Origin of the sequence: Croceicoccus sp. BE223, from assembly GCF_031457155.1 — a bacterium.
Lineage (GTDB): Bacteria > Pseudomonadota > Alphaproteobacteria > Sphingomonadales > Sphingomonadaceae > Croceicoccus.
The window spans coordinates 79,542-92,259 of the sequence record NZ_JAVDWB010000009.1; the positions used below are offsets into that span (position 1 = coordinate 79,542).

Sequence of the window (12,718 nt, forward strand, 5' to 3'; positions counted from 1 at the left end):
CGTCAGGTCGCTCTCGCCGCCGTGAGCCTCGCTGCTCTTGCCGCCCTCAATGGCTGCGCGACCCTTGGCACCAACGTGAAGGGGAGCTTCTCCTGCCAGGCGCCGGACGGTATCTGCGCGCCGTCATCGACGATAGACGATCGTGCGCTGGCGATGATCTCGGGCGATGCGGGCGATACGGTGATCCCGGCCGGCCCGTACCAAGCGCCCGCCCAGCAGCTTCGCGCGAAGCGGACGGCGCTGACCGTGCCTGCGCCTATGGCCGACCGTAGTGCGGCCGCGGCGTCGCGGACACGCGAGAAGGTCCTTCGGGTGGTGTTTCAACCCTACATCGACGACCGCGGCAGGCTGCATGAGGCGACCGCGGTCCACACCGTCGTCCAGTCGGAATGGCAGGCACAGGCGCTCGCCGACGCCACGCCCATCCCCGACCGGAACCCCGCGGCGGGCGCGACGGAGGTGAGCCTAGCCGACGCCGTCGATCGCGACGCGCCCGGCTATCTCGACGTCGCGGCGATCGATCCCAACCTGCCCGACCCCGCGGTGGTCGCGGCCGCCCGCGCGCGCAAGCCGGACCCGGTCGAGGCGATCAAGGCGGACGTCCAGACCCGTCTCGGCCAGCGGGGCAGGCGGCGGGCGCCCGTGTCGGGCGCGCGCACATCGTCGGCGGTCCCCGTCGTCCGGCCACCGGCAAGCGCGCCAGCCCCGGCCGTCGCCCGCGCTGAGCCTGCTCCCAAGCCTTTTCAGGTCGCCGGCCAGGGCGGCTCCGTCCATCGCGGTTCGGCTCCGGCGGCGACCGGGGAGCAGACCCCGCTCGCCGCAGCGCCCAAGACCGTGGTCGGGGCCGAGGCGGCGGCGCGCGTGAAGGCGAGCGAGGCGTACCGCACCGCTCAGCAGCATGTCGGGGAAACGGCGCGCAGCGCTGGCGCCGCGGCCCCAGCAAATGGGCTCAAGAGCCTGGCTAGCCCGACCATTGGCGCCGCGAGCTTCCCCGCGTCGGTTCCGGAGGACAAGTGAGATGAGCGAAAAGCGCGGCTTCTTCGACAACCTGCTCTCCGGCGTCTTCGGGGACAGCAAGCGTCCCGACGCGCAGCGGCCCGACCTCGCAGTGCCGATGCTCGCGCACTGGCTGCCCTACCGCAGCTACGATCCGAAGACGGGCATCTTCTACAACTCGGCGTCGCGCGGTTTCGTGGTCGAGGTGTCGCCGCTGGTCGGGGCGGACGAGCGGACAGGCGAGATCCTGACGCAGTTTCTATCGGAGGGCATCCCGGCGCCGGGGTGTCTGCAGTTCCACGATTGGATGAGCCCGCGCATCAGCGAGCGCCTTTCGAAGTGGTATCTGCCGCGCTACTCCGCAAGCGGCGTGTACGAGCGCATGGCGAAGCACCGCGTCGACTTCCTGACCGACGGGGTCTGGAATTCGCTCTCGGCAGATGCGCCCTTCTGCCTTCGCAACCACCGCGTAGCGATCTCCTACTCGACGCCCGAGAACTCGAGCGTGTCGAACGAGGAGATCGTGGCCGTGATGGAAGGCCTCATCTCGGTGCTCGGGTCGATCGGCGTCTCCGCGCGCAAAATGGACCCTGTCGCGCTGATCGGCTGGATCGACGACATTACGTCGCCGACCACCGCAGCCGGCGAGGACGTGGTCAGCTACAACCCCCTCGATCCGATCTCCGACCAGGCGGTACGGCGCGACATCGAGATGAAGATCGATCCCGATCGCATCCTGCTGCGCACCGAGCGGTTCCGGCCGACCGGCAAGGAGGTCGACGGCGCGCCGGAGATCGGCGAGATCTATCCCGACGTCTTCGACGTGCGGTCCTTCTCGGTTCGGAACCTGCCCCAACGCTGGGCGCCGTGGGACTGCGCGCGCCTGATCGGCGATATGTTCGCGGACAAACTGCGCATGCCGTGCCCGGTGTCGACGAACCTGTGCCTCGACTTCCCCGATCCGCAGGCCGCGACCAACAAGGCCAGCTACAAGTTCATGCGGACGACGAGCCTCGCGGACTCGAAGTCGGCCCGCTTCCTCCCGCAGCTCCGCGACCAGTCGCAGGAGTGGAAGTTCGTCAACGACGAGGTCCGGCAGGGCCGCAAGCTGGTGCGTCTCTTCTACAGCGTCACGTCGTTCTCGCCAAAGGGGAAGGGCGACTCCAACGAGCGCACCCTCAAATCGGTGTATCGGGCGGCGGGCTGGGACCTCCTCGACGACCGCTACCTGCAGGTCATGGGGCTGCTCAGCGCCATGCCGATGACGATGGCAAACGGCCTCTCCAAGGACCTCGAACGCATGAAGCGCATGCGGACGATGCTGAGCACGACCGCGGCCAACCTCGCGCCGATACAGGGTGAGTATCTGGGCGGGCACACGCCGCACCTGCTGCTGATCGGCCGGCGCGGCCAACCGTTCTTTTGGAGCCCCTTCGAGAACGCTGCCGGCAACCACAACGTCGCCGTGTTCGGGAAGAGCGGCAGCGGCAAGTCGGTCGCCCTGCAGGAGCTTTGCGCCTCCCTGTGCGGTGCCGGCTCCAAGGTGGTGGTGATCGACGACGGCCGCAGCTTCGAGCATTCGGCCAAGCTCCAGGGCGGGGCCTTTGTCGAGTTCACGATGAGCTCGGGCTTCTGCCTCAACCCGTTCTCGATGATCGATGCCGCCCAGGCGGCCGAGGACGAGGACTACCTCCTCGACTGCATGGCGATGCTCAAGGCGATCGTGAACCAGATGTCCCGCCACATCGACCGGCTCACCGACACAGAGCGCGGCCTGATCGACGGCGCGGTCAACCGGGTCTGGGAAGCGAAGGGGCGGAACGGCTCGATCGACGACGTGATCGCCGCGCTCAACGAGACGGGCAACGAGCTGGCGTCGCATCTCGCCATCGCGATGATGCCGTTCTCGAGCGCAGGCACCTACGGCAAGTTCTTCAAGGGCGAGGTGTCCTTCGAGCTGCAGGCGCAGCTGACGGTGTTCGAGCTGTCGGACCTGTCCTCGCGGGAGGAACTGCGCAGCGTCGTCCTGACGGCGATCATGTTCATGTCGCAGCAGATGATGCGCAAAGTCGATCGCTCGATCCCCAAGGCACTGCTCCTCGACGAGGCGTGGCAGATGCTCCGGGGCGGCGCGATGGCCGACTTCATCGAGACCTATGCCCGTACCTGCCGCAAGTATGGCGCGTCGCTCGTCACCGCCACCCAGTCGCTCAACGACTATTACAAGTCGGCGGGCAGCATCGCGGCGCTGGAGAACAGTGACTGGTTCGTGATCCTCCAGCAGAAGCCGGAGACGATCGCCGACTTCAAGAAGCACGATCGCTTCGAGATGGACGACTATACGGACGCGCTCCTGCGCTCGCTCAAGCGCAACGGGTTCGAGTATTCGGACATCATGATCAAGGGGCCGGAGACACTGGCGGTCGGCCGGCTCGTCCTCGATCCCTTCTCGGCCGCGCTGTTCTCGTCGAGCCCGCGCACGTTCGCGGCGATCGAGGCGCTGGTGGCGCAAGGCCTCACGATGGACCAGGCAATCGAGCGGATCGCCTACCCCGACAACCCCGAGAAATGGGCGATGCCTGCCGACGATCCGGCCGCCATTGCGGCGGAGTGATCTTCATGGCGACGATCCCGGCAGATTTCGGCGGCGCGACGACGGCAACCCGGCGCAAGGTCGACGTCGGCTTCCTCCTCTACTTCTACCTGCACATGGCGGGGTTCCTGGCGACCACGCTCCTGATCACCTGGGGGCTGTTCGTCCTGTTCTTCCTCGCGATCGGCGGTCTCTCGGTAGACGGCATGATGCACCAGCTCAACAATATGGCGAGCCGGTACGTCGCGGCCGACGCGGCGCGCATCGCCTCCTTCAAGCACATCCTCATCGTCGCGCACTTGGCTCTGTCGGCCGCGATCATCTTTTTCCGCCGGCACAGCATCCTTCCCTCGCGCGACCCCAAGCGGAGCAAGGCCAATGGCTGACCAGCCCGAACTCGACCTACCTTCCCCCGCGACCTCCGCCGCCCCGGCGCCGGTCGTCCGCGCCAAGCGCGGGTTCGGCGGGTTCACCCGCGCGCAGCTCGTCTTGGGCGCAGCGCTCGTGGTCGCGCTGATCTGGTCGATGTGGGTGACGAAGGCGCTCGTCGCGCCGCGCGAGGAGCATATCGTCAAGGCTAGCCTCTCCAGCATCGTCGGCGAATACGTGACGGCCCAGGCCCACGCCGCGTCGCCACCCGCGCAGGTCGAGGCCGAGATGCGAACCTTCATGTCGTCGCTCAAGCACGAGATCCAGCGGCGCAGCGCCAAGGGTCAGGTGGTCCTCGTCGGCGAGGCGGTGCTCACCGAGAACGTGCCGGACATCACCGACAGCCTGAAGAAGGCGGTCTACGCCAGCGGCATTCGTCAGCCGCGTCCGGCGAGCGCGGAGGAAATGCAGCAGCTTCAGCAGCAGCTCGCCCCGGCCGCGGCGGCGGTTCCCCAGGCCTACGCCGTCCCGCCCGCGATGGCCGGTGCCGGCGCGACGATCAATCCGATGTCGGCGGCGCCACCTGCCGCCGGCGGGCAGCAGCCGATGCAGGTGCCGTCGGCGATGCAAGGCGTGCCCTCGGGCGTGCCTGCGGCGATGACTTCGACCTTCGGAGGCCCCAATGGCAACGGCGGTCAGTGACCTCGCGCCCCGGGCCAGCAGCCGCAAGCTGCGCTGGGGTCTGTTCGGCGCGTTCGTCGCCGGCAGCGTCATCCTCGGTGCGATCAGCGACTGGCGCGACAAGCACGCCCTCCTGATCAACACGACGGACTCGCTGCCGAACTGGGCGTTCGTCATCCACAAGAACCAGATGCCGTCGCGCGGCGAGTACGTCTTCTTCCTACCTCCCAAGAGCGACCTCGTCCGCCGGCATTTCGGCTCCAAGCCGGAGATGTTCGGCAAGATCGTCTACGGGATGCCCGGGGATACGGTCCGGCACTGGGGCAGGCTGGTCACGGTCAACCACCGTGTCGTCGCGTACACGAAGCCCTTCACCAAGGCGGGTGAGCCGCTGGCGATCGGTCCGAGCGGAGTGATCCCGTCGGGCTGCTACTATGTCGGGACACCGCACAAGGACGGTTTCGACTCCCGGTACGCGGCCATCGGGTTCGCGTGCCAGCGCCAGATCGTCGGCACCGGCGAGGCGATCCTATGAAGCGGTCAACGCTCTTGTATCTCGGCGGCACCGGCTTGGGCGGCGTGCTGCTCTTTGCGGCGGCGTTTCTGCTGGTCGGCGCGGTGCCCGGCCAAGCCCGTGATTTCGGGCAGCTCGGGCAGACGTTCCCGATCGCCGAGGCGGATCTCCTCACCACGATCGAGGCGCGCCTTCAGCGGGCGCAGGCAACCGGCGAGATGGACCGGGTCAACACGACGTTCGCCAAGCGGGTTGAGGCGAGGGTGCGGCACCCGGCCGCCGTCGCCGGCATCACCGCGGCCGAAGAGCCGCGGAGCTGGGACTATGATCCGACCATCACCCTCGAGCGCGAGATTCGCGATCACAAGGGGCAGCTGATCGCGGCGGCGGGCCAGCGGATCAACCCGCTCGATTTCGTCTCGATGCGCCAGAGCCTCGTCTTCGTGGACGGCGACGACGACGCGCAGGTCGACTGGGCCACGAAGCGGTACACAGAGCTCAACGCGAAGATCATCTTCGTCAGCGGCTCACCGATCGAGTCCATGACCTCGCGTAAGCGCCGGTTCTTCTTCGACCAGGAGGGCCGCCTGACGGGCAAGTTCGGCATCCGCCACACGCCGGCGGTCGTCGTCCAGGCGGGCAAGCTGCTGCACGTCTCAGAGACCGTCCTCAAGCCGGGAGCGAAGAGCTGATGCCTTTGTGGCTGGACCTCCTACGGACGCCCATGGCTGCGCCGGAAACGCTCGCGCTTCGCCGGATGCGACGCACCTGGCAAGGCCTGTGCCTATCGGTCGCACTGGTCGTTGCCTTCTTTACGCAAATCCACACGGCAATCGGCCGCGGTGCTCCATGCTTCGTGGCCGCGCTGCTCGTCGGCGCGGGCCTCTACACCTGGCTCTATGTTCGCCGGAAGAACGCAGCGGACAGCGCGTTCCTCGAGCGGGCAGGGGAGCCGGGCTGATGCGCTGGCTGCGTGCCCTCGTGAGCGTCCTGGGTCTGCTCCTCGTGACGGTCGCGTTGACGCCTCGCGCGGAGGCGGCGCCGACTTGCACAGGCAAGTTCGTGAACCCGATCACTGACGTCTGCTGGAGCTGCCTGTTCCCCCTGTCGATCGGCGGCGCAAAGATATGGCCGGGGAACCGCCCAGACCCGAAGAACCCGGTCTCCCCGATCTGCGCGTGCGCCGACCCGCTGCCGCGCATCGGCATCTCGGTCGGCTTCTGGGAGCCGGCGCGCCTCGCGGACGTAACGATGAAGCCGTGGTGCTTCTCGAACCTGGGCGGCATGCGGATCGCCCCGGGGTTCGACATCGGTCAAGGCTATCTCGCCGGGCCATCGATGGTCGGGGGGCGCTCACAGAGCACGGCCAAGTGGCACATCCATTGGTATGTCTACCCGCTCCTCTACTGGTTGGAGATCCTGACCGACTTCGTCTGCTTCGAGCAGGCTTCCTTCGACATCGCCTACATGACGGAGGTCGACCCCCTCTGGCAGGATGACTCGCTCACCGCGATCATCAATCCGGAAGCGATCGTCTTCGCCAACCCCATCGCGCAAGCGGCGTGCGCCGGCGACTGCATCGCTGCGACGGCGAACCTGCCGCTGGACTCGCTGTTCTGGTGCGCGGGCTGTCAGGGGCCGATGTACCCGCTGAACGGCAACGTCCCGGCGTCCATCGGTCACGTCCAGTCGTCGCGGCTCGCCCTCTCGCGGTTCGCCTACAAGATGCACCGCGAGGGTCTCGCATGGGGGACGATGGGCTCGGAGGGGCTCTGCAAGAAGTACCTCATGCCGATCATGCGGAAGCAGCAATACCGCTTCCAGATGGTCAACCCGATCCCGACGGTCAGTGGGCGGTTCGCCTGCTCCGCGATCGGCGCGTCGACGATGCCTCCCGAGGCCGGTCGCGCCTTCCCAGCCGGTGGCGAGGACATGGGTTACCTCGTCTGGCGTAAGCGCAACTGCTGCGTGTTGTGAGGAGAGAAGCATGCGCCTTATGACCTTGGGCATCACCGCGCTTCTCGGCACCGCGGGTATGTCTGCGATCCTCGCGCAGACCGTCGACGGGCTGGACGTCCAAGCCGTGAAGAAGCGGGCGGCGGACCTGCAGGCGGAGGCGCAGGCCTTCGTCGACCAGGTGAAGGACCGCGGCGACGAGTTCCGCGAGCAGGCAACCGTCGTCCGCAAATCGGGCATGGATAACTTGCAGCAGGTCGCGGCGATCGACTCTCCGAAGGGACCTGACGGCAAGATCGACTTCGACGAGCTGGTGCAGGGCGCGGCGTCGAACGCCAACACGCCGGGCGGGGACGCCCCGCAGTTCATGGTTTTTGCGAGCCTCTCCATGCCGCCGGCGTCGCTCAAGCAGCTGATCGCCGACACGGCGAGGGCAGGGGGCGTGGTCGTCTTCCGCGGCTTTCCAAACAACTCTGCCAAGGAGTTCGTCAGCCGCCTCGGCCAGGTGGTCGAGAAGAACGACATGCCGAACATCGGCATCGACCCCCGCCTGTTCCGCGCCTTCAACGTGCAGGCCGTGCCGACCTATGTGGCGGTTTCATCGACGTTCGACCTGTGCGCCGGATTCCACTGCCAGACCAAGGTTCCGCCCTACGATCGGATAGAGGGCAACGTCACCGTCGACTACGCGCTCAACACCTTCGCGGGTGCGAACGGGCCGGGCGCGCGGATCGCGTCGGTGGCGCTCGGCAATCTCGCGCGGAGCCGCCAGCAGTGAAGCTCCGCCCACTCCTCAGCGCGTTTCTCGGCATCTGCCTGGTCGTCGGCCCCGCGGCCGCCCAGCAGATGACAGTCGAGGAGGCACGCGAGGAGGGAAAGGCGCTCGGCAACGCAAAGCGGCAGGACGAAAGTCTGGTTCCGTCGACTGACGCGCAAGCCGAGGCGGTGCCGGGCTACACCGGCACGAACCGACCCGAGAGCACCTATTTCGACGATCCGGATGCGCTCGTCGCAGCCGGAACGGCGCAGCGGTCGACCAACGACGCTTATCGAACGGCCACTGACCAAGGTCGCACGCGTGCGACGTTCAGCAACTCCGAGATTCTCGCGACGACCAGTCGCGCGACCGCGGTCGAGAACGATCCAGAGGCCTACCTGCAGGGCGAGAGCATCGGCTCCGAGAGCGGGCAGTGCCAGCCGCTGCCGCCCGGCTCGGGGACGACCGGCTACTACGAGGCAACGTGCAACCAGGGCACCAAGGTCACGGAGGAATCGCGGTCCTGCAGCATCCGCATAGTCCCCCAGATCGTAAACACGGAACGCTGGTTCTACTACGGGGCACCCGAAGCGAACGAGGGCAACGGGTTCGCGCGAAACTCGCTGATGCAGGCCAAGGTCGCTGCTGGCGTCTGCCGGGTGGAGCCCGTCACGCGCCACCTCTGCGACGCCCAGATTGAACTTGGGGCGGGCGGCGACGACGTCGAGGGCTACCGACGCTATTGCAAGCGGCTGTCGTCGATGAACCGCGGTGTCGCGCAGCTCTATTCCTGCTCCCCTGAGATCCCTGGCGGCGAAATCCCCGCCCACATCAACTACCAAACAGGCACGACGTATCTCAAGAAGGAGGGGGAGGCCTCCGTTACGGTTACGCGCGAAGAGAGCGGCTGCTCCGCCCTGGCCGCCGACAGCATGTGTACGCAGGCGTCCGGCCAGGATGTCTGCGTCGAAGGGCCTGAGACGCGACTGTTCGATGGCGTGTTGGTTACCCAGGCCTGCTGGGCGTGGAAGCGGGACTACTCTTGCCACGTGTTCACCGCGGGCAACGACTGCGGCGATCTCGAGGGTAACCGCCAATGCACCTACCTTCGCGACGAGTGCCTCGACGATCCGCAGCGCGGGCCGTGCAAGGTCACGGAGAAGGTCTACAAGTGCCCGATCCCGGATGGCACCAACCCTGCCGACAAGCAGTACATCTGCGGCGACGACGTGTACTGCATCAACGGTGATTGCGAGCCCATCGTCCGCGAGGCTTCGACCGAGTTCAAGGATGCGCTGGTGGCGCTTCACTCGATCGATCAGGCCGGCAAGGAGTTCGACCCGAACAACCTGACGGTCTTCTCCGGTGAGCGGAATACCTGCCACAAGCCGGTGTTCGGTCTCGTCAACTGCTGCGCGGGGAAGACCTCGGGCCTTCTGACGGTCGCGGCGGGTGGGGCTGCGCTAGCGGGTGGGCCTGCCGCGATCGCCGCGCTGGCGACCCCCTTCCTGTCGGTCTTCATGTGCTCGCAAAAGGAGATGATGCTCGACATCAAGGATCGCATGGGGTTCTGCCACAAGGTCGGCACCTACTGCAGCGACAGCTTCCTTGGCGTCTGCACCTCCAAGTCGACCGCCTATTGCTGCTTCGAGAGCAAGCTCAGCCGCATTCTGCAGGAGCAGGGCCGCCCCCAGATCAACAAACCGTGGGGCCCTCCCAAGAAGGAGCAGTGCAAGGGCTTCACGATCGACGAGTTCGCCCGACTGGACCTGTCAGTAATGGACTTCGCCGAAGTCTATGCCGAGTTCATCGACGCCGCGAAATTGCCGGACGAAGTCCAGACGATGACCGAGATCCAGCAGAAGATTCAGAACTACTACGATTTGCATGGGGGCCAGCCATGAGCGGGAGGCTGAGTGGTCGATATGACGGCTATGGCGAATGACCTGGTCTATGCCGGTCCTCCAGTCTGCGGCTGGTCGATGACGGTGTTCGAACTCGCAATCTTTATCTGCGTGTTTCGCGCCAGCCGTCCACCGCAGGTGGAGGAAATTTGCCAGGTGATCGGCTCGTGGTTCGAGTGCGTGGTCGACCCGCCGGCCGCGTCGGCGCCGATCGAGAACATGCTCGCGAACCGCTGGGTATCAGAGAACGGCCGGTGCTTCCAGGCGACCGAGGAGGGCCGTCGAGCGGCCCGCCCGCTGATGAACGGCATGATCCGACTGCTCGATCAAGGGACGCGCCTGATCGACGTCGCCCTGATGATGTCGGTGCTGCGCTTGTCGAAAGGAGAGCTGGATAATGGCGTTCGTGATCGTTGAGCCCGCGATTGTCGCCGCGCTGCTCGCCGCTGCGGCCCCGGCGCCGAACTCGCCGGCCGCACGGCCGCCCGCCGTCCCAAACTGCAGTGCCGGCCAAGCCTCCACCGCCAGTTTCGACTGCTGCCTCTACCTCGCGAGGTGGAGCGCACCGGCCTCCACCACCCACACCACTCCCGCGCCATCGTCGTCGGACGTCGCGGCCGATCAGGAGGAAGGACGATAACCATGTCGAGGATGGCGAAGCTGGCAATGCTCCTGCTGACGGTCGCATCAATTGCGACACCGTCGCTTGCTCAGGAGGCGCAGGACCGGGATGAGAGCGTCGAGGCGACGGGTCGCGGGGACGACTTCTACTGCGGGCAGCGCAAGCTCGGGCAGTGGTTCTATTGCACAAAGCCGAAGCAGGAGGAGACGGCGAAGGCTCAGCCCCTGATTCCAGAGAAGAGCGCGGCCGAGCGCCTCGCGGCGATCACGCACCAGCTCGATGAGCTCAAGGCCAAGGCGATCCTCGACCCGTCCGAGGAGAACGTCATTGCCTATGTGCGCTTCCAGCGCGAGCAGCTCGACCGCGCGTCGACCTTCTCCGATACCTGGCAGCGGGCGCTCTGGCAGAACCCGGACATCGACTACACGCTGCAGCGGCCGGTCAACACGGTCGCGAAGCGCGCGTGGCTCGACAACCGCAAGGCCGACCGCGACCAAGTCCTGACGAGCCTTAGCCAGCGCTACGGCCTGTTCTACTTCTACGCGCAGAGCTGCGGTGCGTGCGAGGTGTTCGCGCCGATCCTCCGCTCCGTGGCCGACAGTCACCGCATGGCGGTGATGGCGGTCTCCATGGACGGCGGCCCGAGCCGCGACTTCCCCAACTACGTGGTCGACTCCGGGCAGCGCGCCCGGATGGGCATCTCGGGCAACGAGACGCCGGCTCTCGTCCTGTTCGACACCGCCACGAAGCGGACAATCCCCGTCGGCTACGGCATTCTGAGCGCGGATGAGATCATGGATCGCATCTTCATGCTCACCAACACCAAGGTCGGGAGCGACTACTGATGACCAGTCCGCGCCAGCATGGCCGCTTGCGGAGGCTCGCGCGCCGCGCGGGCACTGCCCTGACGATGGTCGCCGCGACGCACTTCGCGCTGATCGGGGTCGCTCGTGCCGATGTCGCCTCGGAGATGAACGGCTTCTTCAACGACGCCGGCGGTGCCGCCAACGTGACCGGCCCGACCGCATTCCAGGGGCAGTCGGCCGGCTACTATTCGCTCGGTAACGTGTGGACGCGGTTCCCGCAGAAGAGCGTGTCGCCATTTAATCTCCAGCTTCCCAACGCGCGCGCGGGCTGCGGCGGAATCGACCTCTTCTCGGGGTCGTTCAGCTTCATCAACGCAAGCGAGATCGTGGCGATGCTGAAGGCGACGGCCAACAACGCGCTCGGGTTCGCGTTCAAGCTGGCGATCGACAGCGTCTCGCCCGAGATCGGTAAGGTCATGGACGAGTTCAGCCAGAAGGCTCAGCTCCTCAACCAAATGAACATCTCCAGCTGCGAGACCGCGCAGGCGCTGGTGGGCGGTATTTGGCCACAGATGGAGACGACGCGCTCAACCATCTGCGAGGCGGTGGGCAACAGTCAGGGCGTGTTCTCCGACTGGGCGGCTTCGCGGCAGGGCTGCAACAACGGCGGCCAGCGTGAAGGTACGCTCGCCGGCAACACGGATCCGCACATGAAGGACCAGATCGTCGGCGACCCCCATAATTATACGTGGGAGGCGCTGAAGCGGTCCTCAAAATTTGGTGCGTTCGACCAGGCCTTCTCCGAATATGTGATGACGTTGGTCGGCACGATCGTCACCACGCCCCCGACCGGCAGCGATCAGGGACCAAAGGTCGTGATCTACGGTCCTGCCGAAGAGGCGGTCGTCACGGCGCTGTTGGACGGCACTGCCGGCGCGCCTCAAGTGAAGATTCTGAAGTGCAACAACGATCTTTGCACGGACGTGTCTGACCAGACGCTGAGCGTGCCCGAGGCGAGCGCGCTTCGGCCGCGGATCGCCACGATGATCAAAAGCATGAGCTCGAAGATACGCAGCGACACGGCGCTCGACGCCGCCGAGAAGCAGCTCCTGAACATGGCGACTGTACCGATTTACAAGATCCTCGCGGTGCAGGCCTATGCTCACTACGCGTTGACCGACGGCGAGATCCAGACGCTCTCCGAGATTGTCGCGGTCGACCTTCTCAACGCCATGCTCGACAACATGCTCGACCGCGTCGAGCAGGCGAAGGTTTTCTACCAGACCGCGGACCAGGAGACGGCGGGTCAGTGGCGCCAGCAGATCGCCGCCACGCGCGCCAAATTTGCCCAGCGCGACGTCAAGCTTAGCAACAAGCTCCAGGTGACGATGCAGATCATCAACCGAAGCATCATGCTGGAATCGACTCTGCAGAACAGCATGACGCCGGGCATGTCCTCGGCGCTCAACTTCTCGCGGGGCTTGAACGCACAGGGCCTGCTCTAGGCACGAACGGGAGGG

General features: G+C 66.2%; 14 protein-coding genes. All 14 read left to right on the top strand.

All coding sequences use genetic code 11. From position 1 onward, the window contains the following. Window positions 1-21 precede the first annotated feature (21 nt). Window positions 22-1,017 carry a TraV family lipoprotein gene (locus J2X37_RS15620; protein WP_310023067.1) on the top strand — a complete coding sequence of 332 codons (996 nt, stop codon included), beginning with the start codon at window positions 22-24 and terminating at the stop codon, window positions 1,015-1,017. Between the two features lies 1 nt (window position 1,018). After that, a complete protein-coding gene (gene traC, locus J2X37_RS15625) occupies window positions 1,019-3,610 on the top strand; it encodes a type IV secretion system protein TraC (protein ID WP_310023069.1) in 2,592 nt (863 codons plus the stop codon). A gap of 5 nt (window positions 3,611-3,615) precedes the next feature. Then, on the top strand, window positions 3,616-3,975 hold the full coding sequence (locus J2X37_RS15630; protein ID WP_310023070.1) for a hypothetical protein: 360 nt from the start codon (window positions 3,616-3,618) through the stop codon (window positions 3,973-3,975). Further along, window positions 3,968-4,660 (top strand): TrbI F-type domain-containing protein, encoded by a 693-nt coding sequence (locus J2X37_RS15635; RefSeq protein WP_310023071.1) that lies wholly within the window; start codon window positions 3,968-3,970, stop codon window positions 4,658-4,660. Before J2X37_RS15630 ends, J2X37_RS15635 begins: the two co-directional genes overlap by 8 nt. Then, entirely contained in the window at window positions 4,641-5,174 is a 534-nt protein-coding gene (locus J2X37_RS15640) for a S26 family signal peptidase (RefSeq protein WP_310023072.1), read from the top strand. Before J2X37_RS15635 ends, J2X37_RS15640 begins: the two co-directional genes overlap by 20 nt. Then, entirely contained in the window at window positions 5,171-5,845 is a 675-nt protein-coding gene (gene traW, locus J2X37_RS15645) for a type-F conjugative transfer system protein TraW (RefSeq protein WP_404979640.1), read from the top strand. The genes J2X37_RS15640 and traW overlap by 4 nt, the downstream gene beginning before the upstream one ends. Continuing rightward, window positions 5,845-6,114: a hypothetical protein gene (locus J2X37_RS15650; protein WP_310023074.1), complete on the top strand. Its 270-nt coding sequence runs from the start codon at window positions 5,845-5,847 to the stop codon at window positions 6,112-6,114. Before traW ends, J2X37_RS15650 begins: the two co-directional genes overlap by 1 nt. After that, window positions 6,114-7,130, top strand: coding sequence for a conjugal transfer pilus assembly protein TraU (traU, locus tag J2X37_RS15655; protein ID WP_310023075.1), 1,017 nt, complete (start codon window positions 6,114-6,116; stop codon window positions 7,128-7,130). Before J2X37_RS15650 ends, traU begins: the two co-directional genes overlap by 1 nt. A gap of 10 nt (window positions 7,131-7,140) precedes the next feature. Then, complete coding sequence (trbC, locus tag J2X37_RS15660; protein WP_310023076.1) at window positions 7,141-7,887, top strand: type-F conjugative transfer system pilin assembly protein TrbC; 747 nt, start codon at window positions 7,141-7,143, stop codon at window positions 7,885-7,887. Continuing rightward, complete coding sequence (locus J2X37_RS15665; protein ID WP_310023077.1) at window positions 7,884-9,770, top strand: conjugal transfer protein TraN; 1,887 nt, start codon at window positions 7,884-7,886, stop codon at window positions 9,768-9,770. The genes trbC and J2X37_RS15665 overlap by 4 nt, the downstream gene beginning before the upstream one ends. A gap of 21 nt (window positions 9,771-9,791) precedes the next feature. Then, entirely contained in the window at window positions 9,792-10,187 is a 396-nt protein-coding gene (locus tag J2X37_RS15670; RefSeq protein WP_310023143.1) for a hypothetical protein, read from the top strand. Then, window positions 10,168-10,410, top strand: coding sequence for a hypothetical protein (locus J2X37_RS15675; RefSeq protein ID WP_310023078.1), 243 nt, complete (start codon window positions 10,168-10,170; stop codon window positions 10,408-10,410). Before J2X37_RS15670 ends, J2X37_RS15675 begins: the two co-directional genes overlap by 20 nt. A 26-nt stretch (window positions 10,411-10,436) precedes the next feature. After that, on the top strand, window positions 10,437-11,237 hold the full coding sequence (locus tag J2X37_RS15680; RefSeq protein WP_404979642.1) for a conjugal transfer protein TraF: 801 nt from the start codon (window positions 10,437-10,439) through the stop codon (window positions 11,235-11,237). A gap of 65 nt (window positions 11,238-11,302) precedes the next feature. After that, window positions 11,303-12,703: a conjugal transfer protein TraH gene (locus J2X37_RS15685; RefSeq protein WP_310023145.1), complete on the top strand. Its 1,401-nt coding sequence runs from the start codon at window positions 11,303-11,305 to the stop codon at window positions 12,701-12,703. Window positions 12,704-12,718 lie beyond the last annotated feature (15 nt).

What these genes read in the sequence shown, in the direction of transcription:
- J2X37_RS15650 (WP_310023074.1), top strand. Translation starts at nt 5,845, where the DNA reads ATGCCTTTGTGGCTGGACCTCCTACGGACGCCCATGGCTGCGCCGGAA.
- J2X37_RS15675 (WP_310023078.1), top strand. Translation starts at nt 10,168, where the DNA reads ATGGCGTTCGTGATCGTTGAGCCCGCGATTGTCGCCGCGCTGCTCGCC.
- traW (WP_404979640.1), top strand. Translation starts at nt 5,171, where the DNA reads ATGAAGCGGTCAACGCTCTTGTATCTCGGCGGCACCGGCTTGGGCGGC.
- J2X37_RS15635 (WP_310023071.1), top strand. Translation starts at nt 3,968, where the DNA reads ATGGCTGACCAGCCCGAACTCGACCTACCTTCCCCCGCGACCTCCGCC.
- J2X37_RS15630 (WP_310023070.1), top strand. Translation starts at nt 3,616, where the DNA reads ATGGCGACGATCCCGGCAGATTTCGGCGGCGCGACGACGGCAACCCGG.
- J2X37_RS15680 (WP_404979642.1), top strand. Translation starts at nt 10,437, where the DNA reads ATGCTCCTGCTGACGGTCGCATCAATTGCGACACCGTCGCTTGCTCAG.
- traC (WP_310023069.1), top strand. Translation starts at nt 1,019, where the DNA reads ATGAGCGAAAAGCGCGGCTTCTTCGACAACCTGCTCTCCGGCGTCTTC.
- J2X37_RS15640 (WP_310023072.1), top strand. Translation starts at nt 4,641, where the DNA reads ATGGCAACGGCGGTCAGTGACCTCGCGCCCCGGGCCAGCAGCCGCAAG.
- trbC (WP_310023076.1), top strand. Translation starts at nt 7,141, where the DNA reads ATGCGCCTTATGACCTTGGGCATCACCGCGCTTCTCGGCACCGCGGGT.
- traU (WP_310023075.1), top strand. Translation starts at nt 6,114, where the DNA reads ATGCGCTGGCTGCGTGCCCTCGTGAGCGTCCTGGGTCTGCTCCTCGTG.
- J2X37_RS15670 (WP_310023143.1), top strand. Translation starts at nt 9,792, where the DNA reads ATGACGGCTATGGCGAATGACCTGGTCTATGCCGGTCCTCCAGTCTGC.
- J2X37_RS15685 (WP_310023145.1), top strand. Translation starts at nt 11,303, where the DNA reads ATGGTCGCCGCGACGCACTTCGCGCTGATCGGGGTCGCTCGTGCCGAT.